At 64.9% G+C, this 26,710-nt stretch carries 24 protein-coding genes; 11 read left to right on the forward strand and 13 right to left on the reverse strand.

From position 1 onward, the window contains the following. Positions 1–58 precede the first annotated feature (58 nt). A protein-coding gene (locus ACSQ3L_RS26145; RefSeq protein WP_436160203.1) for an IS630 family transposase occupies positions 59–1,020 on the forward strand; the annotation gives its coding sequence in 2 pieces (ribosomal slippage) (positions 59–397 and positions 400–1,020; 960 coding nt in all). Here the strand turns inward: ACSQ3L_RS26145 and ACSQ3L_RS26150 are convergent. The 5 genes from ACSQ3L_RS26150 to ACSQ3L_RS26170 form a co-directional block, all read right to left on the reverse strand. After that, on the reverse strand, positions 1,017–1,835 hold the full coding sequence (locus ACSQ3L_RS26150; RefSeq protein WP_436162528.1) for an aspartate/glutamate racemase family protein: 819 nt from the start codon (positions 1,833–1,835) through the stop codon (positions 1,017–1,019). The two genes, ACSQ3L_RS26145 and ACSQ3L_RS26150, sit on opposite strands and share 4 nt — an antisense overlap. Continuing rightward, on the reverse strand, positions 1,832–3,193 hold the full coding sequence (locus tag ACSQ3L_RS26155) for a dicarboxylate/amino acid:cation symporter (protein ID WP_436162529.1): 1,362 nt from the start codon (positions 3,191–3,193) through the stop codon (positions 1,832–1,834). The genes ACSQ3L_RS26150 and ACSQ3L_RS26155 overlap by 4 nt, the downstream gene beginning before the upstream one ends. A 1-nt stretch (position 3,194) precedes the next feature. Then, on the reverse strand, positions 3,195–4,034 hold the full coding sequence (locus tag ACSQ3L_RS26160) for a substrate-binding periplasmic protein (RefSeq protein WP_436162530.1): 840 nt from the start codon (positions 4,032–4,034) through the stop codon (positions 3,195–3,197). A gap of 206 nt (positions 4,035–4,240) precedes the next feature. After that, positions 4,241–4,930 (reverse strand): SDR family NAD(P)-dependent oxidoreductase, encoded by a 690-nt coding sequence (locus tag ACSQ3L_RS26165; protein WP_436162531.1) that lies wholly within the window; start codon positions 4,928–4,930, stop codon positions 4,241–4,243. A 153-nt stretch (positions 4,931–5,083) separates the two neighbouring features. After that, complete coding sequence (locus ACSQ3L_RS26170) at positions 5,084–5,944, reverse strand: MurR/RpiR family transcriptional regulator (protein WP_436162532.1); 861 nt, start codon at positions 5,942–5,944, stop codon at positions 5,084–5,086. Positions 5,945–6,077: 133 nt separating this feature from the next. Here ACSQ3L_RS26170 and murA point away from each other — a divergent pair, with 133 nt between their 5' ends. From murA to ACSQ3L_RS26215, 9 genes are all read left to right on the forward strand, one after another. After that, positions 6,078–7,334: a UDP-N-acetylglucosamine 1-carboxyvinyltransferase gene (gene murA / locus ACSQ3L_RS26175; RefSeq protein WP_436162533.1), complete on the forward strand. Its 1,257-nt coding sequence runs from the start codon at positions 6,078–6,080 to the stop codon at positions 7,332–7,334. After that, positions 7,331–8,215 carry a BadF/BadG/BcrA/BcrD ATPase family protein gene (locus ACSQ3L_RS26180; protein ID WP_436162534.1) on the forward strand — a complete coding sequence of 295 codons (885 nt, stop codon included), beginning with the start codon at positions 7,331–7,333 and terminating at the stop codon, positions 8,213–8,215. The genes murA and ACSQ3L_RS26180 overlap by 4 nt, the downstream gene beginning before the upstream one ends. Positions 8,216–8,393: 178 nt before the next feature. Continuing rightward, the gene (murQ, locus tag ACSQ3L_RS26185) at positions 8,394–9,317 is read left to right on the forward strand and encodes an N-acetylmuramic acid 6-phosphate etherase (RefSeq protein WP_436162535.1); all 924 of its coding nucleotides are present in this window, start codon (positions 8,394–8,396) and stop codon (positions 9,315–9,317) included. Between the two features lie 98 nt (positions 9,318–9,415). Then, entirely contained in the window at positions 9,416–10,939 is a 1,524-nt protein-coding gene (locus tag ACSQ3L_RS26190; protein WP_436162536.1) for an ABC transporter substrate-binding protein, read from the forward strand. Between the two features lie 37 nt (positions 10,940–10,976). After that, positions 10,977–11,936 carry an ABC transporter permease gene (locus ACSQ3L_RS26195; protein WP_436162537.1) on the forward strand — a complete coding sequence of 320 codons (960 nt, stop codon included), beginning with the start codon at positions 10,977–10,979 and terminating at the stop codon, positions 11,934–11,936. Further along, positions 11,936–12,775, forward strand: a complete 840-nt coding sequence (locus tag ACSQ3L_RS26200; RefSeq protein WP_436162538.1) for an ABC transporter permease — start codon at positions 11,936–11,938, stop codon at positions 12,773–12,775. The genes ACSQ3L_RS26195 and ACSQ3L_RS26200 overlap by 1 nt, the downstream gene beginning before the upstream one ends. Beyond that, the gene (locus tag ACSQ3L_RS26205; RefSeq protein WP_436162539.1) at positions 12,772–14,520 is read left to right on the forward strand and encodes an ABC transporter ATP-binding protein; all 1,749 of its coding nucleotides are present in this window, start codon (positions 12,772–12,774) and stop codon (positions 14,518–14,520) included. Before ACSQ3L_RS26200 ends, ACSQ3L_RS26205 begins: the two co-directional genes overlap by 4 nt. Before the next feature lie 229 nt (positions 14,521–14,749). Beyond that, positions 14,750–15,748 (forward strand): serine hydrolase domain-containing protein, encoded by a 999-nt coding sequence (locus ACSQ3L_RS26210; protein WP_436162540.1) that lies wholly within the window; start codon positions 14,750–14,752, stop codon positions 15,746–15,748. A gap of 9 nt (positions 15,749–15,757) precedes the next feature. Next, a complete protein-coding gene (locus tag ACSQ3L_RS26215) occupies positions 15,758–16,873 on the forward strand; it encodes an anhydro-N-acetylmuramic acid kinase (RefSeq protein WP_436162541.1) in 1,116 nt (371 codons plus the stop codon). Here the strand turns inward: ACSQ3L_RS26215 and ACSQ3L_RS26220 are convergent, their stop codons facing one another. Genes ACSQ3L_RS26220 through ACSQ3L_RS26230 form a run of 3 tightly spaced genes read right to left on the reverse strand, consistent with a single transcriptional unit; the run spans position 16,874 to position 20,503 of the window. Further along, a complete protein-coding gene (locus ACSQ3L_RS26220; RefSeq protein WP_436162542.1) occupies positions 16,874–17,299 on the reverse strand; it encodes a GNAT family N-acetyltransferase in 426 nt (141 codons plus the stop codon). Then, positions 17,296–18,687 (reverse strand): sigma-54-dependent transcriptional regulator, encoded by a 1,392-nt coding sequence (locus tag ACSQ3L_RS26225; protein ID WP_436162543.1) that lies wholly within the window; start codon positions 18,685–18,687, stop codon positions 17,296–17,298. The genes ACSQ3L_RS26220 and ACSQ3L_RS26225 overlap by 4 nt, the downstream gene beginning before the upstream one ends. Continuing rightward, on the reverse strand, positions 18,680–20,503 hold the full coding sequence (locus tag ACSQ3L_RS26230) for a sensor histidine kinase (RefSeq protein ID WP_436162544.1): 1,824 nt from the start codon (positions 20,501–20,503) through the stop codon (positions 18,680–18,682). The genes ACSQ3L_RS26225 and ACSQ3L_RS26230 overlap by 8 nt, the downstream gene beginning before the upstream one ends. A gap of 310 nt (positions 20,504–20,813) precedes the next feature. Here ACSQ3L_RS26230 and ACSQ3L_RS26235 point away from each other — a divergent pair, with 310 nt between their 5' ends. Continuing rightward, positions 20,814–22,142: a dicarboxylate/amino acid:cation symporter gene (locus ACSQ3L_RS26235; RefSeq protein ID WP_436162545.1), complete on the forward strand. Its 1,329-nt coding sequence runs from the start codon at positions 20,814–20,816 to the stop codon at positions 22,140–22,142. Between the two features lie 99 nt (positions 22,143–22,241). On the opposite strand, the gene ACSQ3L_RS26240 is transcribed toward ACSQ3L_RS26235, so the two are convergent. Genes ACSQ3L_RS26240 through ACSQ3L_RS26260 form a run of 5 tightly spaced genes read right to left on the reverse strand, consistent with a single transcriptional unit; the run spans position 22,242 to position 26,701 of the window. Continuing rightward, positions 22,242–23,258, reverse strand: a complete 1,017-nt coding sequence (locus tag ACSQ3L_RS26240; RefSeq protein WP_436162546.1) for an ROK family protein — start codon at positions 23,256–23,258, stop codon at positions 22,242–22,244. After that, positions 23,255–23,977 carry a ribulose-phosphate 3-epimerase gene (locus tag ACSQ3L_RS26245; RefSeq protein WP_436162547.1) on the reverse strand — a complete coding sequence of 241 codons (723 nt, stop codon included), beginning with the start codon at positions 23,975–23,977 and terminating at the stop codon, positions 23,255–23,257. Before ACSQ3L_RS26245 ends, ACSQ3L_RS26240 begins: the two co-directional genes overlap by 4 nt. Next, complete coding sequence (locus ACSQ3L_RS26250) at positions 23,974–24,807, reverse strand: alpha/beta fold hydrolase (protein ID WP_436162548.1); 834 nt, start codon at positions 24,805–24,807, stop codon at positions 23,974–23,976. The genes ACSQ3L_RS26245 and ACSQ3L_RS26250 overlap by 4 nt, the downstream gene beginning before the upstream one ends. After that, positions 24,807–25,625, reverse strand: coding sequence for a sugar phosphate isomerase/epimerase family protein (locus ACSQ3L_RS26255; RefSeq protein WP_436162549.1), 819 nt, complete (start codon positions 25,623–25,625; stop codon positions 24,807–24,809). Before ACSQ3L_RS26255 ends, ACSQ3L_RS26250 begins: the two co-directional genes overlap by 1 nt. Continuing rightward, the gene (locus ACSQ3L_RS26260; protein WP_436162550.1) at positions 25,625–26,701 is read right to left on the reverse strand and encodes a Gfo/Idh/MocA family protein; all 1,077 of its coding nucleotides are present in this window, start codon (positions 26,699–26,701) and stop codon (positions 25,625–25,627) included. Before ACSQ3L_RS26260 ends, ACSQ3L_RS26255 begins: the two co-directional genes overlap by 1 nt. Positions 26,702–26,710: the final 9 nt, after the last annotated feature.

Genomic DNA, 26,710 nt, shown 5'->3' on the forward strand with positions numbered 1-26,710 from the left:
TTCCCTTAGGCTTGCAAATCTGATTCAACCTGCTGGCTGGATCAGGAGGCCAGCATGGATGGGCAAGCCTTATTCGATGGATCTTCGCGAACGGGTTGTTGCGTCAGTTGAGCGGGATGGCCTGTCGCGGCGGCAGGCGGCAGTGCGCTTTGAGGTTGGGATCAGCACCGTCATCAGATGGGTAAGCCGCTTGCGCGAGACGAGCAGTCTTGCGCCCGGCAAGATGGGTGGGCACAGGCCCAAGAACATTGTCGGAGAGCATCGGGAGTGGCTGTTGCTGCGCTGCCGGGCCGCTGATTTCACGTTGCGTGGCCTTGTGGCCGAACTTGGCGAGCGCGGCTTGAAGGTCGATTATCGCTCGGTGTGGGAGTTCGTCCACGCCGAGAAGCTCAGTCACAAAAAAAGACGCTGATCGCGGCCGAGCAGGATCGCCCCGATGTGGCGCGCCGGCGGGCGCAGTGGACCAAGTATCAGGACCGCATCGATCCTTCCCGCCTGGTGTTCATCGACGAGACCTGGACCAAGACCAACATGGCCCCGCTCAGGGGATGGGCGCCGCGCGGCGAGAGGATCAAAGCCAAGGTGCCGCACGGCCACTGGAAGACCATGACCTTCCTGGCGGCGCTGCGCCACGACCGTGTCGAAGCACCATGGCTGATCGACGGACCGATCAATGGCGAGCGCTTCCAGCTCTATGTCGATGAGGTTCTTGTCCCAACCCTCAAGCCCGGCGACATCGTCATCATGGACAATCTTGGCTCACATAAGGGCAAGGCCGTGCGCCGCGCCATCCGCTCGGCCGGCGCCAGGTTGTTCCTCCTGCCGAAATACTCGCCCGATCTGAACCCTATCGAGAAGCTCTTCGCCAAGCTCAAGCATTGGCTGCGCAAGGCCGCCAAGCGAACAGTTGAGACCGTCTGTGACGCCATCGGCCAAATCCTCGGCACCGTCACTCCAACCGAATGCAGAAATTACTTCACAGAGGCAGGCTATGCCCAACCTAAATTCATCCCGCTCTAGATCGAACTCACCGATAGCTGGGCCAGTGCGACCGAGCTGGCCCGCATCGGTCGGTCATGTCCAGGCGGCCGCGATACGGTCGGTAGGCCTCGGGCTTCCTGCACACCGAAACCCAATCGCGTCAGGCAGGCTCGCGCCAGGGCCGCATTGCTGTCGATGACGACCAATCCATTGACATCGTTGAGGCTGGCGGCCACCACCGACAATTCGGTGCAGCCGAGAAGGGCGGCATCGGCGCCGGCCGCTTGCGCGATGTCGAGCGCGCGCTCGGTTTCGACCGCCGCGTCCGCGATCGAACCCGCCTTGACGAGGCTGATTGCGCTGTCGACACACTGCTGAAACTCGGTGTTCGCGGGAAGGCAGAGCTCAAATCCCGCCGCCGACATCCTGTCCTGATAGAAGCCGGAGACCAGCGTGCCTTGGGTGGCGAGGACAGCAATCCGGCCCCGGTCCAGGCTGCGACGCGTTTCCGCCACCACCGCGTCGCCGATATGGATGATTTCCGCGTGCGAATTCGCCGCCAGTTGACCGTACCAATGATGGGCGGTGTTGCACGGCATCGCGATACAGGCGACTCCGAGCGCATCGAGCGTCGCGACCGCGGCTTTCAAAGGCGCCAGCGGGCCGTCATGGCCGGCAAGGATCGCTTCGGTCCTGTCGGGCAGCCGCGGGACGCTGAGGATGACGGCAGGCACATGTTCGTTGTCTCTGAACGCCTGGGTCATTCGGGTCAGCTTGAAGTAGAAGTCGGCCGACGCAAGCGGCCCGAGGCCGCCGATGATACCGAGCTGGGGACGGATGCTGTCGTCGATCATCCGGCAGGCTCGGCTTCGAGCTGGTCCGAAGCGGCGTCAGGCTGCGTCGTCTCCCTGTGGCTGGGAGCGATCATTGCCGTGCTCGCCGCGACGGTGCAGACGCTGGCCAGCGTCATGAACGTGTCGACGGCCGCATCCACCGCGACGAACAAGGCGAACGCCGCCTCGAAGGGAAGCTTCAGGTAGCCGCAGACGATGGACATCTGGGACAGGATGAGCAGGCTGCCCATGCCGCCGGTGGTGAGCGCGAGAAGCGCTGAGATGATGCCGACGAGCACGAGGTCGGCGACTGCAAGCGGATGGCCGTAGAGCTGGGCGATGAACAACGCGCCCGACGTATAGAGCAGCGCCGGGCCTGTGCGCAGCAATGCCGCCTGCAGCGGCACCAGCAGTTCGACGACCACCAGGCTGAACCGCAGGCGCTCGCTCAAAAGGTTGATGACCCACGGCAGCGAGGCGACCGTAGAGCGTGTGGTGATGGCCACCATGAGAAGCGGCTGGCAGGTCTTGATCGTCGTCCAATAGCTTCGTCGCGACCGGATGGCGATAATGGCAAAGGCACCGGCAACGAATGTGAGGCAGGAAAGACCCATCACCAGCAGGTAACCGCCCATGAGCGTGAGCGGCTTGGTTCCGGTCGACGCGGTCTGGTCCGCGATCAGGATGAAGGTTGCAAAGGGCAATCCCCAGATGAACCAGTTGGTGAGGACCGTGCAGGCCCGGTAGACCGCGTTGAGCGCCTGGGTCAGGCTCATGGACGAGGGCTGGGGAATCTTCCCCATGGCAAGCCCGAAAAGTAGGCAGAACAGCAGCACCTGGATAGTCTGGCCAGAGGCCAGCGCATTGAAGACGTTGTTCGGCACGAGGTCGAGCAGGATCGAATGCCCGCCGCTGGGATCCCCATTGGAGGGCGGCGGCTGGAACGGGAAGGCGAGATCGGTGGACACGCTGCCTTGCGAATTGATGAACTCGCCAAGCTCGATGCGCGACTGGGGATTCTCGATCTGGCCCGGCTGCAGGATCAGCGACAAGGTGCCACTCACCAGCACGGCCAGGAACGACACGAGCAGCACGGCAATACCCACCTTGCCGAGGTAGCGGACCGATTTCGGGTCCTGGACCATCGCCGTGATGGAGAAGATGACCGAGGAGACCAGGTAGGGCAGGACGACCATCTTGAGGAAATTCAGGTAGAGCTGTGCGACAGGACTGATCGCATGGGCAAAGCCTGGATAGTAGAGGCCGGACAGGATCCCTGCCGCGATCATCGCGATCGTCGTCACCGGCGAGCGCAGGATGCGCCTTGCCGCGAGGCGCCAATCGAAAGGCAGGGGTCCGGCTACCTCGGAGATGGCCATGTCAGGCTTTGCTCCCCTGGCGATAGCGGGCGATGATCTCGTCGGTGTTGAGAACCTGCTGACCCCGCGCGAGATCGAGATAGAGATCGACAAAGGCCGCGAGATGCGGGTTGTCCGGCCGCACGCCGATTGCGATCGTGTCGACCTTGTCCGTCAGCGTGATCGAGCGCGCGACGACCGTCATGGACGGATCGTCGACCATCAGCTTCTTGATCTCGAAATCGTCGCGATAGGCCATGTCGATCGTCCCGTTCCGGATCGCATCGATGATCAGATCCCAGCTTGCCAGGCGGCGGATTTGTGCGTGCGGAAAGGTTGTGGCCGCGTAGGTGGCGAATGAAGAGCCCTCGATGACGCCGAGATCGCCTGAGAAATCGCGGACGATCTGTTCGGGCGGCTTTCCCTGCGCAATACGCGCCAGGTTGAGGCGGTTGGCGATCAGCCCCTGGCGCAACATGGCGTAGGGCCGGGAATAGACGATCGACCGGCCGCGCTGAAGGGTCCGGCTGAGTTTGCCGATCGCCATGTCGGCCTGACCGGAACTCACCTGTTTCACGATATCGTCGAAAGTTGCGGCGGATCGGTCGAACACCGGCTCGACACCAAGCGCCGCGGCGATGCCGTGGGCCAGTTCCATGTCTATGCCATTGTCCCCCGATCCGTCGGCCGGGAAGAACGGATTGGAAGCGAAGGCCGGCATTGCGATGCGCAACGCATTGCCGCTGGCTATAGGATTTGGGGCGTTCTCCGCCTGCTGTCCCGGAGTGCTGGCTGCCCGGGCTTGCGAGATCAGCAACCCAGCGCTTCCGGCCGCAAGCAGTGTACGACGTGTGACCGGCATGCGCGTTCTCAATTAGCCCGGGAAAGCCGCAACATGCACAACCGACGTTAAACAAACGTGTATATTACACTGTGCTTTTTTATGTATTGGATAAGCAGCTTAGCACTACAAAATATGAGAATTGCCTAATGTATATAGGAGCAGCGGAGGGATCGCGTTACTTTCCGTTAGGCGATCAGCTGACCCCTAGGCGATCAGCTGGATTGTCAAAACGTCTCGACCCAAGGCCGCAGCTCAAGCTCCGAGCTCCAGGCGCTGCGATGCTGGCGATGGGCCGCGAGATAGGCCTCGGCGATGGCATCCGGCGACAGGCGGCGGTCCGGCCGGTCGGGGTCGCCGGCCTGTCCGGGCGGCTCGATCTGGCCGTCGATGATGAAGTGGGCGACGTGGATGTTCTGCGGGGCGAGTTCGCGGGCCATGGACTGCGCCAAGCCGCGCAGGCCGAATTTCGGCATGGCAAAGCCGGCCGAGCCGGAGAACCCCTTCACACTGGCGGTGGCGCCGGTGAACAGGATCGATCCGGAACCGCGCGCCAGTAGGCGGCGCGCCGCCTGCTGGCCGACCAGGAAGCCGCCATAGGCGCCGACCAGCAACGCCTGTTTGACCGCTTCGGCATCGAGTTCGGCGATCGGGCCGCGCGTGCGCGCGCTGGCGTTGAACACCGCAAGCGCCAACGGGCCGGCCTTGTCGGAGGCCTCGAACAGCCTGGCGACGGACGCGGTGTCGGCGACATCCGTCTCGACGGCCAGCGCACCGGTCTCGTCGACCAGAGCGCTCAGCTTCTCCACGTTGCGGGCTGCCAGAACCACGCGAAAGCCTTCCCGGGTGAGAAGGCGCGCAAGCGAGGCGCTCAGACCAGCGCCCGCGCCTGCAATGACGGCCACATCAGATGTCATGATTTTCTCTCCTTGCGAATTTCTGCGGGAGCGTTTCGCCAGATCAGGCAGGGTCGCGCCTTCGGGGCCGACAGGCAAGAGGTGGCATCGCTGCGGTTGTTGAGCCAGGAGGCTGCAGAACCGGCGCTGTGCAGTCCAGCATCGGCTGTGGCGCTACGAAGACCGCTCGGCCTTCAGCACCGAGACCGCCGCTTCGCTGTTGTGGACATAGTCGTTGGCATCCGGCTGCTTCTGCACCAGCAGGATGAACAACAGGTCGGTCAGCGTCAGCTGCGCGTCGCGCGCGGTGATGGATGAGGAGCGCGCACGCTCCTCATCGGCGATGGTGTAGAGGCGGATGTCGGCGACGCGGCTCAGCGGATTGTCGTGCAGGCCGGTGACGGCGATCACCGTCGTGCCGCGCTTGCGAGCAAGTTCGGCGATACGCAAGGTTTCGATGCTGGCGCCGGAATAGGACAGCGCGAACAGCACGTCGTCAGGGCCTAACGTCGAGACATTGGCCATCTGGATGTGGCTGTCGCTGTCATGCAGGACATTGCGGCCGAGTTTCATCAGCTTGTAGGAGAAATCGCGCGCCACCAGCGAGGAAGCGCCGACGCCGACCAGGTGGATGCGGCGCGCGCCATCCAGCAGCTCAAGCGTCCTGGAGATGATGCGCTCGGTGTTGGCCTCGGCGGTCCGCTGCATCGACAGAAGCTTGCTGCCGATCAGCTTCTTCAGGATGACCTGGTAGCTGTCGCCGGCCTCGATCGAGCCGTGGATCACGCCCGCCGGCACCTGCCATTCCCGCGCCTTGGCCTGGCTGACGGCGAGCTTGAGCTCCTGGTAGCTGGCATAGCCGAGCTTCTGGCTGAACTTGACGACGCTCGACTGGCTGCGGCCGATCTCGGCCGCGAGCGCCGCCGTCGACAGGCGCAGCATCTGGTCGGGATTGTCGACGATGTAGCGGCCGATCTCGCGATCGCCAGGCGCCATGCCGTCGAGCTTCGCATTGATCCTTTTCAGAACGGACACGGGATTCCCTCGCGCTTCAGATGCCGGGCCAAGGAATAAATTATTCCAATTCCGATTGACAGCCAAGAACGTAGAATTAATTTCTCGATTGGCCCGAGTGCGGTTCGGCTCTCGTGAAACAAGGTTTCAGCCCATGGACAGATTGCGGATCGTCGGCGGACAGAGACTGGAAGGCGCGGTCACCATATCCGGCGCCAAGAACGCCGCTTTGCCACAGATCGCGGCCGCGCTGCTCAGCCCCTACCCGCTCGAACTGACCAATTTGCCAGATGTGACCGACGTCGAAAACATGCTCGGCGTGGTGCGGCTGCACGGTGCCGAAGTGACGCGGTCGGCGCATGCCGCGACGATCGACACCAGCGCCGCCGTTTCCAAGGAGACGTCCTACGACACGGTGCGGAAGATGCGGGCGACGGTGCTCGTGCTGGCGCCGCTGCTGGCCCGGTTCGGCCATGCGCGGGTTTCGCTGCCGGGCGGCTGCGCGATCGGCGCGCGGCCGGTCGACATGCATGTCGCGGCACTCGCGGCACTGGGCGCCAGGATCGCCATCGAGAACGGTTCAATCGTCGCCTCTGCGCCCAACGGACTGACCGGCACGCGCATCGTGTTGAGCTCGCCATCGGTCGGGGCGACGGAGACAGCCATGATGGCGGCGACCACGGCCAAGGGCGAAACCGAGATCCTCAACGCGGCGCGCGAGCCCGAAGTGGCTGATCTCGCCGCTTGCCTCAACGCCATGGGCGCACGCATCGAGGGCGCCGGCACGCACCGCATCCTGATTGCCGGCGACACCAACTGGCATGCAGCCACGCACGACATCATCCCCGACCGCATCGAGGCCGGCACCTATGCCATCGCCGCGGCGATCACCGGCGGCCAGCTTGAACTGACCCATGCCCGGCTCGAACACATGGCCTCGGTGGTGCAATTGCTGGAGGCCACCGGTGTCAGCGTCTGGCCCGGCGACCGCGGGCTCATCGTATCACGCGACCGGCCGCTGAAAGCCGTCGATCTCACTACGGAACCTTATCCCGGGTTTCCAACCGATCTGCAGGCGCAGTTCATGGCGCTGATGTGTTGCGCCGAAGGTGCATCGCTGCTGCGTGAAACCATCTTCGAGAACCGTTTCATGCATGTTCCCGAACTGATGCGGCTCGGCGCCAACATCAAGCTGCAGGGCACCACGGCGCTGGTGCGTGGTGGCGAGAAACTGCATGGCGCGCCGGTAATGGCCACCGATCTGCGCGCTTCGGTGTCGCTGGTGCTGGCGGCGCTGGTCGCCGAGGGCGAAACCATCATCAACCGCGTCTATCACCTCGACCGCGGCTATGAGCAACTGGACAGGAAACTGCGTCTGTGCGGCGCCGACATCGAGCGGCTGAGCGCATGAGCGCCAGCGCCAAACATTATTTTCTCGGTGTCGACGGCGGCGGCACCGGCTGCCGGGCTCGTATCGAGGATGCTGGCGGGACGGTGCTCGGGCAAGGCCTGTCCGGTCCGGCGACAACGCGGCTCGGCATCGATGCCGCCTGGGCATCGGTCGCGAAAGCCTTTGGCACGGCGATCGAGGAAGCAGGTCTGGGATCGGCCGAAATCGCTGGAATTCACGCCGGCATCGGCCTTGCCGGCATCGGCCGCAAGGGCGCGCTGGAAGCACTCAGGGCGATCGCGCATCCCTTTGCCAGCATCGATTTCGTCAGCGATGGCGTCGGCGCCTGCCTGGGCGCGCATTCAGGTCAGGACGGCGCCATCGTCATTGCCGGTACCGGCTCGATCGGCTTGGGCTTCGTCGAGGGCCGCGACCTGCGGGTCGGCGGCTACGGGTTTCCGATCTCCGACGAGGGCAGCGGCGCCGATCTTGGATTGAAGGCGGTACAGCTGGCGCTGCGCGGCCATGACGGCCGGCATGAGCGGACAGCACTTCTGGCGGAGGTGATGCAGCGTTTCCAGAGCGACCCAATGGAAGCGGTCGCCTGGATGGATCGGGCAACCGCAACGGACTATGCGGCCCTGGCGCCGATGGTGATGCGCCATGCCGACCAGGGCGATCCGGTCGGACGGCGTATCGTGCAAAGTGCCGCCGAGCAGATCGACACGCTGGTGCGGGTGCTGTTCGAACAAGGTGCGCCGCGGGTGACCTTGCTCGGCGGCCTCGCCAGTCCGCTCGAACCCTGGCTCTCCCCCGATGTCCGGCGCCGCCTGAAGCCCGCCGACGGCGATGCCGTGTCGGGCGCGATCATCCTTGCCAAGAGATCCCTCGGCGGACGATAGCGCGTTGTCAGGTGAGGAATAAAATATTCCAAATTTCTGTTGACGCTATGAATATTCAATTCTAAAAAGTTAACAAAAGAAAACAGGGTAACGGCAACGGGCCATCGTCCGTATGTGAGCGCCAGTCGGCGAGCCATCCTCGCCATCGGCTGTGCCGCATGGTTTTGAAAGCACTGGAATGACCGAACAAGGGTTGATGTCCGAGCTGGATCGGCTGGTTTCCGAAGGCCGGAACCCGAAGACGATGGACATCGACCTGCTGCCGACCATCGACGTGCTGCGCAAGATCAACGACGAGGACAAGGCTGTCCCGGCGGCGGTCGAAAAGGTCCTGCCTGAAATCGCAGCCGCCGTGGACCGGATCGTGCTTGCCTTCCAGAAAGGCGCGCGGCTGATCTACATCGGCGCCGGCACCAGCGGCCGGCTTGGGGTGCTCGACGCTTCGGAGTGCCCACCCACCTTTGGCGTGCCCGAAAGCATGGTCGTCGGCCTGATCGCCGGTGGGTCCGACGCCCTGTTGCGGTCGACGGAAGGCGCCGAGGACAATCCCAAGCTGGGCGCCAAGGCCTTGCAGGAGATCGGACTTACATCGGACGACGTGGTGGTCGGCATCGCGGTCAGCGGGCGCACGCCCTATGTCGTCGGCGGATTGAACTATGCCAAACAGGTGGGCGCCACGACGGTCGCGCTGTCCTGCAATCCGGCCTCGACCATCGCCGGCATCGCCGACATTGCCATCTCGCCGGTGGTCGGTCCGGAAGTGCTCACAGGCTCGACGCGGCTGAAATCGGGAACCGCGCAGAAGCTGGTGCTCAACATGCTGACCACCGCCTCGATGATCCGCATCGGCAAGAGCTATGAGAACCTGATGGTCGATCTCAACCCCTCCAACAAGAAGCTGGTCGCCAGGGCGATCCGGATCGTCATGCAGACGACCGGCTGCGCTGCGCAGCAGGCCAAACAGGCGCTCGCCCAGACCGGCAATGATGTGAAACTGGCGATCCTGGTGACCATCACCGGCATGGGCGCCGAAGAGGCGCGCGCGGCTCTCGGCAAGGCAGGAGGCTTCCTGCGCAAGGCAATCAGCGACAGAAAGGCATGAGGCCGCATAGACTGGGCCGATAGTCCAAAGCATGTGTGTCTTGGAAGCGGTCGGCAGAAACTGCAAGGCATCGAGTTCAACGACAATGGGAGACGAAAATGATAGGGCATCTCACAAGAACGCTGCTGTCGGGTATCACGCTGGCGGCGATGCTCGGCTTGGCTGCGGTTTCAACGCAGGCGAATGCGGCAACGCTGCACATGGCCTGGTCGCAGGACGCCACCGGGCTCGACCCGCACAAGCAGACGGCGTTCTCGTCGCTGCGGCTGCTGGAGCTGATCTATGAGCCGCTGGTGCGGGTCGATGCCAGCCTGCAGATCATCCCAGCCATCGCCACGTCCTGGGAGTTTTCCAAGGACGGCAAGGAACTGACCTTCCAGCTCGATCCCAAGGCGAAATTCCAGGACGGCACCGCGCTGACCTCGGCCGACGTCAAGGCCTCGTTCGAGCGTATCCTCGACGAGAAGACCGGTGCTGCCGCACGCGCCAACTTCCTGTCGATCGCCAGCATCGACACGCCGGATGCGGCGACCGTGGTGTTCCATCTGTCGCAGCCCGATGCGCCGATCCTGACGGCGATGAGCGACGCCAACGCGGCCATCGTTCCGGCCAGCGAGATCAAGGCCGGCTCGATCGGCACCAAGGCGCTCGGCTCCGGCCCGTTCAAGCTCGACAAATGGGACCCCAACGCCAAGGAAGTGTTGAGCGCCAACAAGGATTGGGCCGGCGGCGCGACCGGTGTCGACGGCATCGAGATCAGCGTGCTTCCCGATGAAGCGGCGATCCTGGCCGCAATGCGCACCAAGCAGATCGATTTCGCCCTGCTCAACGATCCGCTCGTCGCCACGCTGGTGCCGAAGGAGGCAAGCCTGCAGCTGAACCGTGTGCCGGTGCTGGCCTATCACGTGCTGCAGCTCAATCCGTCGCGCAAGCCGATGACCGAGCTCAAGGTGCGCCAGGCGATCTCCTGCGCCATCGACCGGCAGGAGGTGCTCGACACCGCTTCGCTCGGCGAAGGCAAAGTCACTGGACCGCTGACGATTCCCGCTCTGGCGACCGATCCGAGCCAGCTGTTCTGCTACAAGCGCGACGTCGAAAAGGCCAAGCAGCTGATGTCCGAGGCCGGCTATGCCGACGGCTTTTCGGCGACCGTGATCGGCGCCACCGGCGAGCCGCCGACGGCGGCGGCGGAAGCCCAGATCATCCAGTCGCAGCTCGCTGAAATCGGCGTCAAGCTGGACATCAAGATGATGGAGCTCAACGTCTATGTCGACGCCTGGCTGAAGGGCGATTTCGACATGGCGATCGCGCTCAATGGCGGCCGCGCCGACCCCTACACCATGTACAATCGCTACTGGACCAAGGCGGGCAATCTGCAGAAGGTGGCGAACTACATCGACGACACGCTCGACAGCCAGATGCAGAAGGGCCGCGCCGAGACCGACCCAGCGAAACGCAAGGTAATCTTCGCCGAGTTCGAGAAGCACCTCGCCGAGATGTCCCCATGGATCTGGCTCTATACCTCGTACAGCTATACGGCCCAGCAGAAGAACGTCGCCGGCTTCGTGCCGACGCCGACCGGCACGCTGTTCAGCCTGAGCAAGGTTACCATCCAGCAGTAGCCGCCCGCTCTGGTATCGGACGAGAGGACTTCTTCGCGTGAACTATCTGATGCGACGACTGGCGACGTTTCCTCTCGTCCTGCTTGGCGTGTCCATCCTGGTCTTCGTGGCGATCCGGATGGTGCCGGGCGATTCGATCACGGCGATGCTAGGCACCGAGGCCGGGCTGTTGACGCCAGCGCAACGTGACTCGCTCGCCGCCTATTTCGGCATCGACCAGCCCTGGTTCGTCCAGTACTGGCGCTGGATCGGCGGCATCCTGCTCGGCAATTTCGGCATCTCCGTCACCTATGGCCGGCCGGTGCTCGACGTCATCCTCGAGCGCTTCCCGCTGACGCTCGAGCTGGCCGTCCTGTCGATGATCATCGCGCTTGCGGTCGGCATGCCGGCCGGGATCTATGCCGCCACGCACAATGAGAAACTGTCCGATCTGGGCGTGCGCATCTTTGCCATGATCGGCCAGTCGACGCCGAGCTTCGTGCTTGGCCTGCTGATCATCTACACGCTGTCGGCCGGCTTCGGCGTGCTGCCGGCGATGGGCGAATTCGCGCCGCTCTGGCAGGATCCCCTGCGCAATTTCAGCCAGCTGATCCTGCCCGCCATTACGCTCGGCTTTGCCTTCGCAGCGTCCGTCACCCGCATATCGCGCTCGGCCATGCTCGACGTGTTGAGCGACGATTACGTCCGCACCGCGCGCAGCAAGGGCGCCTCGGCGCGCAGCGTCATCTGGCGACACGCGCTGCCCAATGCGTTGATCCCGGTGGTGACGCTGAGCGGCATCGAGTTCGGCTATTTGCTGGGCGGCGCCGTCATCGTCGAGCAGATCTACGCCCTGCCGGGCCTTGGCCGCATGGTGCTCGACGCGATCCAGCAGCGCGACTATGCGCTGGTGCAGGGAAGCGTGCTGTTCATCGCCTTCAATTTCATGATCGTCAATCTCCTGGTCGATCTCGCCTATGTCGCGCTCGATCCGCGCATCCGGCTGGGAGAACCCTGATGCGCATCCTGCGCGCCATCTTCGCCCACGGCAGCGGCCGCATCGGTGGCGTCATCGTCGGCGTCTATCTGCTGATAGCCATCCTCGGCATGCTGGGGCTGACGCCGCACAACCCCATCACGCAATTCCGCGTCGACCGGCTGCATGCGCCCAATGGCGCCTACTGGATGGGCACCGATTTGTTCGGCCGCGACGTGGCCAGCCGGCTGATGGCGGGCATCGGCCAGTCGTTCACGGTTGCCTTCTTTTCCGTCGCCTTTGCGACTCTTGCCGGCACGGTTCTGGGATTGGCCGCAGCCTGGCTCGGGCGCCGCTGGGACGGTGTCGTGATGCGGATCATGGATGTGTTGCTGGCCTTCCCGGCAATCCTTCTGGCGCTGCTCATCGTCACCGTTGCCGGGCCGGGCACATGGACCAGCATCGTTGCCATCGGCATCGTCTACACGCCGATCTTCACCCGCGTGGTGCGCGGCCCTGCTCTGTCGCTCAAGGCGCGCGAATTCGTCGACGCCGCGCGCACTTTTGGAAGCAGTTCATCCTACATCGTCACACGCCATCTGCTGCTCAATCTGGTGGCGCCCTTGACCGTTCAGGTGACGCTGGCGCTGGCCTGGGCTCTCCTGACCGAAGCCGGTCTGAGCTTTCTTGGTCTCGGCACACAGCCGCCCGCCGCCTCGCTCGGCCTGATGCTGAGCGACAGCCGCAATCTGATGGAGACCGCGCCCTGGCTGATGATCTTTCCGGGGCTGACGATCATGATCAGCATCCTCGGCTTCAACCTGCTTGGCGACGCTCTGCGCGACATCCTCGATCCGAAGATGCGGAGGGCGCCGGCATGACACCGTTGCTGTCCGTCAGCGACCTGCGCGTCGGCTTCGGCCGCAATCCGCAAGCCAATGAGGTGGTGCGCGGCATAAGCTTCGACCTCGCCGATGGCGAGACGCTGGCCATTGTCGGCGAAAGCGGCTCGGGCAAATCCGTCACCGCATTGTCGATCAACCGGCTCATCGATTTTGGCGGCGGCCGCATCACCGGCGGCGCGATGAAGCTGAAACGCGCCGACGGCGGCATCTTCGACCTGATGAGCGCGACCGAACGGCAACTGATCGGCATTCGCGGCGCCGAGATTGGCATGATCTTTCAGGAGCCGATGACGTCGTTAAATCCGGTGCTGAGCATCGGCTCGCAGATCGAGGAATCGTTCCGGCTGCACCGTGGCCTGACCGGCAGGCAAGCCACCGCGGCGGCCAAGGATGCGCTCGACCGGGTGCGCATTCCCGATGCCGCACGGCGGCTGAAATACACCCCCAACCAGCTGTCGGGCGGCATGCTGCAGCGAGTGATGATCGCCATTGCGCTGGCCTGCAATCCGCGCCTGCTCATTGCCGACGAGCCGACGACGGCGCTCGACGTCACGGTGCAGGCGCAGATCATGGCGCTGCTGGCCGAGCTGAAGCGGGAAACCGGCATGTCGATGATCTTCATCACGCATGACATCGGCCTCGTGGCCGGCATCGCCGACAAGGTGATGGTGATGCAGAACGGTCAGGCCGTGGAACAGGGCGAGCTGAACCAGATCCTCGACAATGCGCAGCACCCCTACACGCAACATCTGCTGCAGGACGTGCCGCATTTCACCAACGGCAGCACGACGCGTTCGGACGGGCGGCGCGACAAGGGCGCAGGCACGGAACCGGCCTTGAAGGTGGACGGCCTGGTGGTGCAGTTTCCGCTCAAGGGCAATTTCTTCAGCCGAGCCACGGGCGCGGTGCATGCCGTCGACGGCGTCGACTTCGACCTGATGCCGGGCGAGACGCTGGCCATCGTCGGCGAGAGCGGTTCGGGCAAATCGACCACCGCGCGCGCCGTGCTGGGACTGGTGCGCTCGACGCGCGGCAGTTTCTCGGTCGGCGCTCGAAAGGCTTCGGCTGAGCAGAGCGCGCTGCCCGTGCAGATGGTGTTCCAGAACCCATATGCCTCGCTCAACCCGAGGCTCAGCATCGAGAGCATCCTGGCCGAACCGGTGATCGCCACCGGCGGCCGGGTCGATGCCGGAACGCGGGCCAGGATGGCAAGCCTGCTGGAACGCGTCGGCCTGCCCAAGAACAGCCTGGAGCGCTACCCCCATGAATTCTCCGGCGGCCAGCGGCAAAGGCTGTGCATTGCCCGCGCGCTGATGCTCAATCCTTCGGTGGTCGTTCTGGATGAAGCGGTGTCGGCGCTGGATGTCTCGGTGCAGGCCAAGGTGCTGGAACTGCTGGTCGATTTGCAGCGCGAGTTTGGGCTGGCCTATCTGTTCATCTCGCACGACATGGCGGTCGTCGAGCGCATCGCCCACCGCATCGCCGTCATCTATGCCGGCCAGATCGTCGAGATCGGCGATGCGGCCTCGGTGCTGTCGAAGCCGAAGCATTCCTATACGAAGAAGCTCATTGCTGCCGTTCCGACCATCGACCGGCGGCACGAGCATTTCGAGCTTGATACGCGGCAGGTGCCCTCGCTGGTGCGCCCACAAGGGTTTGAGCCGGCTCCGGCAAGGTGGGAGCAGTTTGGGGCGGATCACATGGCGCGGGCGGAGGTGTGATGGGTGGTGAGCCAAAGTACGTGAGGTCGGCGGGACAGCGCCCCCCTCTGTCCTGCCGGACATCTCCCCCTCAAGGGGGGAGATTGGATGTCGCCATCGCTTTCGCCAATCTCCAACGTTGGAGTGCGGGCGGCACGTCAAAGCTGCCAATCTCCCCCCTAGAGGGGGAGATGCCCGGGAGGGCAGAGGGGGGCGCCAAGGATCGCTGCCTCTCCGATGGAGGCTGCCCATGAGCGACCTCCCCCCACTCTTCGATCGCGCATTCCAGCCACTGGCAACCGCAGTTTCCACCAAGCGCATCCCCGGCGGCGTGCTCGGCATTGTCAACCGCAACGGCGACCGCATCATCCGATCGATCGGCGCGGCGCAACTCGTACCGAACTCCCGCCCCATGCAGGACAACACCTGGTTCGACCTGGCCTCCTTGACCAAGGTCATCTTCACCACCCCGCGCATCCTGGCGCTGGCGCAAGACGGCGTCATCGATCTCGATGCACCGCTGGTCTCCGTCCTGCCGGACCTGCGCCAGTATGATGCGCAGGCCTGGGAGCGGACGGTGACGTTTCGCCAGTGCCTCGGCCACCAGACGCCGTTTCCTGCCGTCGAGCCGATCTACACTTATGGGCGTGACCCGGAACTGCTGCGCGCCTTCATCCTGCAGCGCGAATGGCGGGCTCGGGACCCGGTCTATTCCGACATCAACTTCATGCTGCTCGGCTTCGCGCTGGAGCGGCTGTCGGGAAAGACCATCCGGGACATGGATCCCGGCCCGGGCTTTGCCTGGTCGACAGAGCCCGACGTCGCGGCGGCGACCGAGGACTGCACCTGGCGCCATCGCGTGCTGTCCGGCGAGGTGCACGACGACAATTGCTCGGCGCTGCGAGGTGCCGGGCATGCCGGCCTGTTCGGGACGGCCGCGTCGGTGCTGGATTTCGCGCAGGGGCTGCTGACGGGCGCAACCGAGCGTTCCATCGCGCTGATGCGCACGCCCTTGTCCGCCACCCGCACGCATGGCTGGGAGCGCCCCTATGGAGGGTGGTCGGGCGGAGCCTTGTGCAGCCCCGAAACCATCGGCCATACCGGCTTTACCGGCACCGGGCTGTGGATCGACTTCGACAGAGGCAAGGCGTGGACCTTGCTCACCAACCGGATCCATCCGACACGTCATTTCGACAGCGGCATCGTTTCGCTTCGGCAGGCGGTCGGCGATCTCGTCAATGGGGACTAGGAAGTGAACATGAAACCAATCTGGGCCGTCGGCCTGATGACCGGCACCGTGCTGGACGGCAACATCGACGTCGCGCTGATCAAGACCGACGGCGAACGGATCGACGATTTCGGCACCTATCGGCTGATGCCCTATCCCGCGTCGATCCGCTCCCTGCTGGAAGAGACGCTGACGCAGGCGCGGGCCTGGAATTTTGTCGGGCCAGAGCCGGCGATTTTTCGCACCGCGGAGGAAGCCCTGACGCGAGCCCAGTCGGCGGCGGTCAAGGAATTGGTCGAAGGTTATGGCATGAGGATGGCCGATATCGGCGTCGTCGGTTTTCACGGCCAGACCGTGCTGCACCGTGCGCCGCAGGTCGGACGGCTTGGTCAGACAAGGCAGCTCGGTGACGGCGAACTGATGCATGCCCTATTGGGCACCAAGGTCGCCTACGACTTCCGCTCGGCCGACATGCGCGCCGGCGGGCAAGGCGCGCCGTTGGCCGCGGCCTATCACACCGCGCTGATGCGCAGCGCCGGCGCCAGCGGCGAGGTGGCCGTGCTCAATCTCGGTGGCGTCGCCAACATCACCTGGTGGGACGGCGCCGACAATGTCGTTGCCTTCGACACCGGCCCCGCCAACGCGCCGCTGAACGATTTCATCAAGTCGAAAGGGCTCGGCGAAATGGACCGCGACGGCGCGCTTGGCCGTGCGGGAAAGGTGGACGAGGAACGGCTGGCCAAGCTGCTGCAGCACCCTTATCTCAGCAAGCCCTATCCCAAATCACTGGACCGCTTCGACTTCGGCGCCGCGATGGCGGACGGGCTGAATGCGGAGGATGGCGCTGCCCTGCTCACCGCCTTTACCGCAGCGGCCGTCGGCAAAGCGCTCGACCTTTTGCCCCACCGGCCGAAAAAACTGGTCGTCAGTGGCGGCGGCCGCCACAACCCGACCATGATGGCGATGCTGGCCAGCCGCGCCGGCGTCGAGGTGGTACAGGCCGAAAGCCTCGGTTGGAGCGGCGACGCGGTGGAGGCGGAGTGCTTTGCCTTCCTCGCGGTCCGCGTGCTGCGCGGCCTGCCGATCAGTTTCCCGAGCACGACCGGCGCGCCGCAACCCATGCGCGGCGGAAAACTCGCGGGTTGATCAGGCAACCAATTTCTTCTGCAGGAAGATGCGGCTGCGGCCGACAGGGAAGTCGGCGAGCGTGCCAAAGGGCTGATAGCCCTTGCGCTGATAGACCTTGGCGGCGTTCGGATTGAAGGTGTCGATCCAGGCGTTCCGGCAGCCACGAGCCACCGCTTCCTGTTCGGCCGCAGCGAGCATCTTGCCGGCCATGTGCTGGCCGCGCAGCCTCTCGTCGACCCAGAGCCACTGCACATAAAGCCAGCCCCAGGCGGTGTAACCCGAAATGCCGGCGACGACCGCGCCGTGCTCGTCGCGCACGAACACGGCCAGCGCCTTTCTTTCGGATGCGCCGACATCGCCGTCGTTGAACGCCGTCAGCCGTTCGGCGAGAAAGGTGAGGTCTTCCGGCAAGGGATTTGCCGTCGTTTCCAGTGTCGTGTTCATCGCTTTTCCGAGATGGGTTGTGAATCCGGGTCGCCGCCATTGCGAAATTCGGACGCGGCAATGCCGTAGCGCTTGAGCTTGTCGTAGAAGGTCTTGCGCGGCACGCCGAGTGCGTCGATGGCTCCGCGCACATCGCCGCCATGATCGCGCAGCGCATCGCGGATGAGCTGCGCCTCGTATTGGCCGACCCGTTCGGGCAATGCTGCCTCTGGCTCCGGCGCGTGCGCGGGAACCGTTTTCGTCTCGTCGTCCGGGCCAAGACCAAGCGCGACGCGATCGGCGAAATGCGCGAGTTCGCGCACATTGCCCGGCCAGTCATGCGACTGGAGATGATCGCTGACCGCGGCATTCACTTTGGAGACAGGCCGGCCGAACCGTTCGGCCGCCTTGCCGAGAAAATGCCCGAACAGCATCGGGATATCGCCGCGCCGTTCGCGCAACGGCGGGATGCGCAGCGTCACCACGTTGAGGCGAAAATACAGGTCCTCGCGAAAATCCCCGCGCTGATCCTGAAGGCCGAGATCGACCTTGGTCGCCGCGACGACCCTGAGATCGATGCGCCGGATCTCGTTCGAGCCAAGCGGGGTGAGGCTGCGCGTTTCGAGCACCCGCAGCAGTTTGACCTGGAGCGCCGGCGGCATCGATTCGATCTCATCGAGAAACAGCGTGCCGCCGCTGGAATGCTCGATGCTGCCAATCCGCCGCCGCTGCGCGCCGGTGAACGCGCCTGCCTCGTGGCCGAACAACTCGCTCTCGATGACCGTCTCCGGCAGTGCACCGCAGTTCAGCGCCACGAAGGGTTTTGCGCGCCGCCGCCCCCATCTGTGCAGGAGGTCCGCCACCACTTCCTTGCCGGTTCCGGTTTCTCCCTCGACCAGCACGTCGACATCCATGTCGGCGATCTGGCGCAAGGTCTCGCGCAACCGTTTGATGGCAGGCGCCTCGCCGATCAGCGGCAGGCCGTCGGCGGCCAGTGCAGCGGCTTCGCGCAGCCGCCGGTTTTCCATCACCAGCCGCCGCTTCTCACTCGCCCGCTTCAGCGCCTCGACAAGGCGGTCTCCCGCATAGGGTTTCGGAATGAAATCGTAGACGCCATCCTTGAGCGCGGCGACGGCGAGATCGACGTCGCCATGCCCGGTGACCAGGATCACCGGTATATCCGGATCGATCGCCTTGATGCGGTCGAACAGCTGCAGCCCGTTCATGCCCGGCATGCGGATATCGCTGACGACCACGCCTTCGAAATTCCTGTCCACGACGGCAAGCGCTGCCTCGGCGGCGTCGCGCGCGACCACGGTGAAGCCGGCAAGCTCGAGCAATTGCGTTGTGGCGTGCAGCAGGTCCGCATCGTCATCGACGAGCGCGACCAGCCCTGATCCCTCAATCATTCATTCGCCTCAAATCGATGGTGAAGGATGCACCGGTGCCTTTGCCGGGATCGAGCCGCAGCGTGCCACCCAATTCCTGGGCGATCTCCTGCGAGATCACCAGCCCGAGGCCAAGCCCCTTCTCCTTGGTGGTCTGGAACGGCATGAACAGATTGCCGGCGGCTTCCGGGCCGAGGCCGGGACCATTGTCGCGCACCGAAATCAGCACCCTGTCGTCGCGCTCGGCAAGCTCGATCTCGATGCGCGGATCGGGTTGGTCCTTCATCGCGTCCAGCGCGTTCTGCAACAGATTGACCAGGATCTGCTCCAGCCGGATGCGGCTGGCCATGACCACCGGCGAGGCGTTGCCGCGCGGCTTGATGATGGTCACGCCGGAATCGCGGATGCGGCCCGACAGCAGCGACAGCGCGCCGTCGACCGCCTCGCGCACCGGCAGCGGCGAGGCGGCGACGCCCGGCCGCCGGGCGAAAGTGCGCAAGGTGCTGGTGATCGCACCGATGCGTTCGGTCATCGACACGATCGACGTCAGATTGCCGCTGGCCGGTTCGGTCTTGCCGCTGTCGAGAAAGCGGCCGGCATTCTCGGCATAGGTGCGGATCGCCGCGACCGGCTGGTTGATCTCATGCGCCACACCGGCGGCGATCTGGCCAAGGATGGAAAGCCGGTTGGCCTGGGCGAGATCGTCGCGCAACCGGCGAACCTTGGCCTCGGCATTTTCACGCTCGGCGATTTCGCCTGCAAGTGCGGTGTTGGAGCGGGTCAGCTCGGCCGTTCGCGTGCTGACCCGGCTCTCCAGTTCGGCATTCATCCGCGCCAGCGCTTCCTGCCTCAGCCTGCGGGTTCGCCGGCGCCGGGTGAGCACGAAGCCGATCAAGCCCAAAAGCAGCAAGCCGAGCAGCGTGGTCAGGCGCGCCGTGTTGGCGGCGGACGAGAGAGCAGCGTCAGCGGGCGTGAGCAGCCAGAGGCGCCAGCCGGGGACCGCGCCCGGCAGGTCCTGCACCACTTCGACGAACCGGCGCGGCTTTCCAGAACTGTCGATCGTTGCCAGGCCGTCGCCGGCGCCGCGCCGGATCGGCAGCGGCTCGAAGCCGGCATCGGCCAGTTGGAGCTGCTCATGGGCGGCGGTGACGGCCTCGGCCGAGAGTGGAGCCAGCGCACGAAACCGCCAGTCGGGCTGGCTGGTGGCCAGCACCACGCCGCGCTCATCGGTGACAAAGACAAGGAAACCGCTGGAACGCCAATTTGCTTCGACGCCGTCGAGCTCGACCTTCAGCACCGCAACGCCGAGCGGCTTGCCGCCATCGTCGACGCGGCTGGCAAGGTAGAGCCCCGGCTTACCGCTGATCGTGCCGAGGCCATATTGGCTGGCGGCGCCGTTGGCCATGGCCTCCTGGAAATAGTGCCGAAAATTATAATCGATGCCGACGAAGCTCGCCGGTTCGCCGGCATTGCTGGCTGCTATGGCGATGCCGGCTGTGTCGATGACATAGATCGCCGACGCCGAGGCGTCGCCCGCAATCGCCTTGAGCTTGTCGTTGAGGGCCGCTTCTTGCATTTTTCCGGCTCGGCGCAGGGCGCCGCGCACCGCGTCGTCGCGGGCCAGAACCAGGGGAACCAGGCGCTGCTTTTCGATTTCGCCGGTCAGCGTTCCCGCCGCCAGCGGGAGAGCGGCAAGCGCTGTGTCGCGGAGATTGTCGGCCGCCTGGCCGGAGGCGATGCGTCCAGCAACGGCAATCGCCCCGGCCAGAACCGCAAGGGCAATGACGACGACAAGCCAGCGGCCATCGCGCAGCCGGGCCGCCGCCTCGCGCAGCAATTCACGGCCGGCAAATCCCTGGGATTCGCTATCGGTGCCTGCCTGCTGCGTCTGCCCTCTCCTTTTTTGCTCGCGGCCTTACGGCCAGTGTAATGCGAAAATCCGCCCAGGCAAACGCTGCCTGTGCGGAAATCCGCACAGGCGTTGCCCGCGCGACCTCTGACAAAGGCGGAAAACCCGGGATTCCGGCCTTTCGCCGATCTGGCACAGCGCTTGCAAACCTGCTTGCAGCGGCGCGCGACCGGAGCGCCGCGATGGGAGAAGTCACGCAGGGCGGTCCGTTTTCGCTCATCCGGCCAGGGAGAGTTCGATGCACATCGCAGACCAATCAGGCGCGGTTTCCGCGCAGCGCAAGCCTTTCTATGCCCAGCTCTACGTGCAGGTGCTCGTCGCAATCACCATCGGCATCCTGCTCGGCCATTTCTATCCGTCGGTCGGCGAAAGCATGAAGCCGCTCGGCGACGCCTTCATCAAGCTGGTCAAGATGATCATCGCCCCGGTCATCTTCCTGACCGTGACGACCGGCATTGCCGGCATGAGCGACCTGCAGAAGGTCGGCCGTGTCGCCGGCAAGGCGATGCTCTATTTCCTCACCTTCTCGACGCTGGCGCTGATCATCGGCCTTGTCGTGGCCAATGTCGTGCAGCCGGGCGCCGGCTTCAACATCGACCCGGCGACGCTCGACGCCTCGACGGTCAACACCTACGCCGCCAAGGCGCACGACCAGTCGGTCACCGGCTTCCTGATGAACATCATCCCGACGACGATCGTCGGCGCCTTCGCCGACGGCGACATCCTGCAGGTGCTGTTCTTCTCGGTGCTGTTCGGCATTGCGCTGGCGCTGGTCGGCGACAAGGGCACGCCCGTCCTCAATTTCCTGCAGGCGCTGACGACGCCGATCTTCAAGCTGGTCAGCGTGCTGATGAAGGCAGCCCCTATCGGCGCCTTCGGCGCCATGGCCTTCACCATCGGCAAATACGGTATCGGCGCGGTCATCAACCTCGCCATGCTGGTCGGCACCTTCTACGTGACGTCGTTTCTCTTCGTGTTCGTCGTGCTGGGCGCGGTCTGCCGCTACAACGGCTTCTCCATCCTGTCGCTGATCCGCTACATCAAGGAAGAGCTGCTTTTGGTGCTGGGAACCTCCTCATCGGAAGCCGCCCTGCCCTCGCTGATGGAAAAGATGGAGAAGGCCGGCGCCAAGCGTTCGGTCGTCGGTCTGGTCATTCCGACCGGCTATTCCTTCAACCTCGACGGCACCAACATCTACATGACGCTGGCGGCGCTGTTCATCGCGCAGGCGACCAACATCCACCTGTCGATGGGTGACCAGATCCTGCTGCTGCTGGTCGCAATGCTTTCCTCCAAAGGTGCCGCCGGCATCACCGGGGCAGGCTTCATCACCCTTGCCGCCACGCTTTCGGTGGTTCCGGCGGTGCCCGTCGCAGGCATGGCGCTGATCCTCGGCGTCGACCGCTTCATGTCGGAGTGTCGGGCGCTGACCAATTTCGTCGGCAATGCCGTCGCCACGCTGGTGGTGGCGCGCTGGGAAGGCGAACTCGACGAGGCTAAGCTTGCCAGAGCCTTGGCGGGCACGGCGGACGACAACCTGCCGGCGGACGTCGTTCCCGCCGAGTAATCGGCGCGGTTCAATACTGACAACGGCCGGAGGCATGCCGCTTCCGGCCGACGAAGACGACGAATTCGCGGTTGCCGACTTCGAGGTCGACGCCCTTGATCACCTCGGTATTGCCGTGTCCGGAAATGTGCTTGGGCCGACAGGCATGCGGGCCGCAAACGTGCCTACATCGTCGAACAGGACAAGGCTGGCGGCGCCGACCAGCCCGGCATGGCGGCCAAGCTGGGCCTGGACGACCGGTACGTCGCGATAGGCGCGCATGGCCCGCTGCCGGATGGTCGCCTCGAGGGTCGGCAGCATCAGGTCGAGCCCATTGGCAATGCCGCCGCCGACGACCAGCACATCCGGCGAATAGAGATGCAAGAGGTTGGTGAAGCCAACGCCCAGCCAGCGGGCTTCCTCGTCAAGCAGCGCCAAAGCAAGACCGTCCCGCAGCCGTGCCGCCTCGACGACATGGCGGCCGGTCACCTCCACGTCCGCAGACAGGCGCCGCAAGGTCGAGCCATCGCCGGCGACCGTGGCGGCGGTGGCGCGGCGGCCGAGCGCGGTTCCCGAAGCGATGGCCTCGAAGCAGCCGACGACGCCGCAGACGCAGCGCTCGCCTTCATTGGTGATGGTCATGTGGCCGATCTCGGCGGCAAGGCCGCGGCGGCCATGCAGGATGCGCCCGTCGACTACGACACCGCCGCCGATGCCGGTGGACACCGTGACGAAGACCAGCGAGCGCGCGCCATGGCCGGCGCCGAAGCGCCATTCGCCGAGTGCCGCGGCATTGGCGTCGTTCTCCAGCCGCACCGGCAGGCCGAGCCGCCGCTCGAGGATGTCGGCAAGCGGCACGTCCAGCCAGCCGGCGAGCGTCGGCGGACCGACGGCGATGCCGGCTAGTGGATCAAGCGGTCCCGGCGCGCCGACGCCGACGCCGACGATCGAGAGCGCCGGCGCCTCGGCATGAACGGTCGCCGCCAGCGCCTCGATCTGGCCGATCACCACATCTGGACCAGCCTGCGCCTGCGTCGACACCGCCGCGAATGCCAGGATCTTGCCTTCACGGTCGACCAGGGCGGCGCGAAGCTCCGTCCCACCAAGATCGATCGCAAGGGCGGCTTCACTTGTCATGCCGCGACCTTCAATCCGTGCAGCCAGCCGATGCGGCCGGCGAGATCCTTGTCGCCGAAGGCGAGCGAACCGAGAACCACGGTTTCGGCACCGGCGGCACGCAGCAATGGCACAGTCTCGTGGCGGATGCCGCCGTCGGCCGCCAGAACCACGTCCGCCTCGCGGCCGGCCTTTCTCAGGATGGCGCGGGCAGCGCCCAGCCTGTCGCAGGCCTTGTCCGACAGGCCCTGTCCCTTGACGCCGATAGCGGTTCCCAGAAGCGTGACGAAGGCGACCTCCGGGACGAAGGGCGTCACAGTCTCGACCGGCGTCTCCAGCCTGAGCACCACGCCGGCCTCGGCGCCGAGTTCGCGGGCCAACCGGACGGCGCGCAGGCCCGCCTCGCCATTCTCGGCATGGACGCTGATCATGTCGGCGCCGGCCTCGACGAACTGGCGCGTCTGCGCCTCGACGATTGCTTCATCGACCATCAGATGGACATGGATCGGCTTGGCCGTCAGCCCGGCGATGCGGGCGACGAGATCGGGGAAGAACAGGAAGGACGGAGCGAAATGACCGTCCGCCACATCGATGTGATGAAGATCGACATAAGGCTCGATACGCCTGAGGTCGCTCTCGAAATTGGCAAGATTGGCCGACCAGAGCGAGAATTCGGCGATCAAACGATCGCGCGGCAATGCGGCGATGGCGGCGGGGCCGGAGAGAGGTTTCGAGATCATGATGGGTCCTGGTTGTTGAAACGATCTTTGAGGAAACTGCCGATAGCGGTGCGGATCTCGGCGAAATGCCGATCCTTGTCGGTGGCCTTCGGCGTCACCTCGGTGAAGATGGCGTTGGGGATGGCGTCGACGAGGCTGCGGGCGGTGGCCAGCGGATGGACGAGATCGATGCCGCTGCCGATGACGAGCGTAGGGATTGCGAGGCCGGCGGCCTCTGCCCGTGTCACGCCGGGTCCATCCCCAGCGATCGCCTGCATCACCTCGGCGAAAACAGTCGCGTTCTCGCGCGCAAAAAAGCCAAGCAAGGAAGCAAGATTGTCCGGCGCTTCGGTGCGAAAGCGAGCCGCCGTGGCGGAGGAAGCGAAGACATCGCGCGCGTCATCCAGCGGACGGTTGCGGATGAGCTCCGCCACTTCCACGTAAGGGCGCATGTTTTGCGGGGCCGCGTCGAAAGCCCAGGCCGGGCGAACAAGCACCAAACCAAGGACACGGCCCGGGTGGCGGGCGGCGAGTTGCAAGGCGATGGCCGCGCCCATCGAGATGCCGCCGGCGACGAAACGGTCGAGGCCGGCCGCGTCGGCGGCGGCCAGCACGTCGTCGGCGAACATCGCGATCGAAAAGGGCCGTCTGGTGCCCGCCCCGGAGCCGCCTTGCGCGCGGCATTCGACGGTCAGACGGCGGTATGACGGGCCGTCGGGAAAGTTCTGCGCGACCTGCGTTGCGTCACCGCCGAGGCCATGCTGGAAGATGACGGGAAGCCTGCCCTGCCCCGTATCGAAGACATGAAGTGCCGCATCGTCGCGAAGCAGCATCGCCGGTGCTGCGCCCATCAGAGCAGCCCTCGCAGAAAGGCGGCGACGCCGGGCGCTTCGTCGGCGGACAGGCCGTGGGTGACGAGCGACCCGTCAAAGCCGACTGCCTTCAGCCGCGCGACGAAATCCGGAAAATCGACGATGCCTTTTCCGGCGGTGGCAAAGCGGCCGTCACCATGGCGGTCCTTGGCATGCACCATGGCGATGTGGCCAGCGGCCTCGTCGATCGCGGCGGCAACGATGGCACGCGCCTCGCCGGGCGTGGCGTGTTCGAACAGATTCGCCGGATCAAGCACGATCTTCAGATGCTTCGACCCAATCTCGGCGATCAGCCTGGTCGCGTCACTGGCCGAGGTGACGATGTTGGCCTGTTCGGGCTCGATGCCGAGATCGACGCTGGCGTCTTCGGCCAGCGCCAGCGCCTTCGCCATCTCGGCGGCCATGTCGGACCAGGCGGACGGGTCAACATTGTCCGGATGATACGCCCACTGATCGGCGGCGTTGCGCGAGCCGGTGCAGAGCGTGACCAAGGGAACTTCCAAGGCGGCGGCAACCTCGATGACGGTGGCCAGGCGCCTGAGACCGTCGTCGCGAACGGCCTTGTCGGGATGCGCCATGTTGTAGGTGCCCGAAAGCGCGGCAAGAGAAACACCGGTCGATTGCGCGGCGGCACGGATAGAAGCGACAGCTTCCGCCGGCACCGCATCCGGCATCGACGGCAGGCCGGCGCAGGCTAGATTGAACTGCGTCGTCTCGTAGCCCGCTTGCCGAACGGCCGCGAGCACCGCAGCCGGCTCGGTGCCGGGAAAAGTCTTGGCGAAGATGCCGAGACGCATCAGACCGCCCCCGAAACCGAGGCGAGTTCGACCCGCTCGCCGGTCTCGACCGAACGCGCAATGGCGACCATCGCACGGATCGACGCGATGCCGTCGTCGACATTGGCGCCGCGCATAGGCGTGCCCTCCAGCACCGTTTGGGCAAGGCCCTCCAGCTGGCGGCGGAAGAAATGGCCGTCGGCGCCGAGCGGCTTGTGGGCAGTGGCGGTCTTCTCGTGAAAGATCTCGACCTCGCTGGCGCGGAAGTACCAGGGGTTGAATGTCTTGGCGATGACGGAACCGTTCTCGCCATAGAGCTGAAAACCTTCGTGCCAGTCCATGCGGACGGCAACGGTCAGGTCGAGATGGCCGAGCGCGCCGCTGGCAAACTCGGTCTCGACGAACCAGCAATAGGCGCCGAAGCGTTCGTTGAGGCGGGCGCGCACGGCAACGATTTCGCCGCACAGGAAGCGCGCGGTGTCGACCAGGTGCGAGCCGTGCGCCAGCATGAAATACTGCCTGAGATCCGCCTTGGGATTTCCCCCCGGTTTCCTCGCGAGCTTGCTGGTGACGGGCAGCGGCTGCACCGCATCGGTGTTGGTGTAGCGGTGGGTGGAATCGCAGTACCAGGCCTTCAGCGCCAGCACCTCGCCGATCTCGTCGCGGACGAAGTCGCGCGCTGCCTCCAGCGCCGGGTCGAAGCGCTTCATGTGTCCGACTTGCAGCACCTTGCCCGAGCGCCTGACCGCCTGCGCCAGCGCCTCGCCCTCCTCGACCGAGGTGCCGATCGGTTTTTCGCACAGCACATGCTTGCCGGCATCGAGCGCCTTGATCGACATCGGCACGTGATAGGCGTCCGAGGTGGCGACTATCACCGCCTCCAGTTCGGGATCGGCGAGCATCGCGTCGTAGTCGCCATACATTTTTTCGGGCTCGTAGGTGGCGCCCATGCGGGCGAGCAGATCGGGTGCTGCGTCGCAGATGGCATAAAGGTCGGCATTGCCGGCCTTTACGCAGGATTCCAGATGCGCGAACTGTGCGATGGGGCCGCAACCGAGCACGCCGACCCTGAGGCGTCTGTCCTGTTTCTTGATCATCGTCTCGTT

The sequence above is a fragment of the Mesorhizobium sp. LjRoot246 genome (assembly GCF_964254115.1).
Taxonomy (GTDB): Bacteria; Pseudomonadota; Alphaproteobacteria; order Rhizobiales; family Rhizobiaceae; genus Mesorhizobium.

Coding starts and splice junctions, on each gene's coding strand:
- ACSQ3L_RS26150 (WP_436162528.1), bottom strand. CDS start 1,835: ATGATCGACGACAGCATCCGTCCCCAGCTCGGTATCATCGGCGGCCTC.
- ACSQ3L_RS26155 (WP_436162529.1), bottom strand. CDS start 3,193: ATGGCCATCTCCGAGGTAGCCGGACCCCTGCCTTTCGATTGGCGCCTC.
- ACSQ3L_RS26160 (WP_436162530.1), bottom strand. CDS start 4,034: ATGCCGGTCACACGTCGTACACTGCTTGCGGCCGGAAGCGCTGGGTTG.
- ACSQ3L_RS26165 (WP_436162531.1), bottom strand. CDS start 4,930: ATGACATCTGATGTGGCCGTCATTGCAGGCGCGGGCGCTGGTCTGAGC.
- murA (WP_436162533.1), top strand. CDS start 6,078: ATGGACAGATTGCGGATCGTCGGCGGACAGAGACTGGAAGGCGCGGTC.
- ACSQ3L_RS26180 (WP_436162534.1), top strand. CDS start 7,331: ATGAGCGCCAGCGCCAAACATTATTTTCTCGGTGTCGACGGCGGCGGC.
- murQ (WP_436162535.1), top strand. CDS start 8,394: ATGACCGAACAAGGGTTGATGTCCGAGCTGGATCGGCTGGTTTCCGAA.
- ACSQ3L_RS26190 (WP_436162536.1), top strand. CDS start 9,416: ATGATAGGGCATCTCACAAGAACGCTGCTGTCGGGTATCACGCTGGCG.
- ACSQ3L_RS26200 (WP_436162538.1), top strand. CDS start 11,936: ATGCGCATCCTGCGCGCCATCTTCGCCCACGGCAGCGGCCGCATCGGT.
- ACSQ3L_RS26205 (WP_436162539.1), top strand. CDS start 12,772: ATGACACCGTTGCTGTCCGTCAGCGACCTGCGCGTCGGCTTCGGCCGC.
- ACSQ3L_RS26210 (WP_436162540.1), top strand. CDS start 14,750: ATGAGCGACCTCCCCCCACTCTTCGATCGCGCATTCCAGCCACTGGCA.
- ACSQ3L_RS26215 (WP_436162541.1), top strand. CDS start 15,758: ATGAAACCAATCTGGGCCGTCGGCCTGATGACCGGCACCGTGCTGGAC.
- ACSQ3L_RS26220 (WP_436162542.1), bottom strand. CDS start 17,299: ATGAACACGACACTGGAAACGACGGCAAATCCCTTGCCGGAAGACCTC.
- ACSQ3L_RS26225 (WP_436162543.1), bottom strand. CDS start 18,687: ATGATTGAGGGATCAGGGCTGGTCGCGCTCGTCGATGACGATGCGGAC.
- ACSQ3L_RS26235 (WP_436162545.1), top strand. CDS start 20,814: ATGCACATCGCAGACCAATCAGGCGCGGTTTCCGCGCAGCGCAAGCCT.
- ACSQ3L_RS26240 (WP_436162546.1), bottom strand. CDS start 23,258: ATGACAAGTGAAGCCGCCCTTGCGATCGATCTTGGTGGGACGGAGCTT.
- ACSQ3L_RS26245 (WP_436162547.1), bottom strand. CDS start 23,977: ATGATCTCGAAACCTCTCTCCGGCCCCGCCGCCATCGCCGCATTGCCG.
- ACSQ3L_RS26250 (WP_436162548.1), bottom strand. CDS start 24,807: ATGGGCGCAGCACCGGCGATGCTGCTTCGCGACGATGCGGCACTTCAT.
- ACSQ3L_RS26255 (WP_436162549.1), bottom strand. CDS start 25,625: ATGCGTCTCGGCATCTTCGCCAAGACTTTTCCCGGCACCGAGCCGGCT.
- ACSQ3L_RS26260 (WP_436162550.1), bottom strand. CDS start 26,701: ATGATCAAGAAACAGGACAGACGCCTCAGGGTCGGCGTGCTCGGTTGC.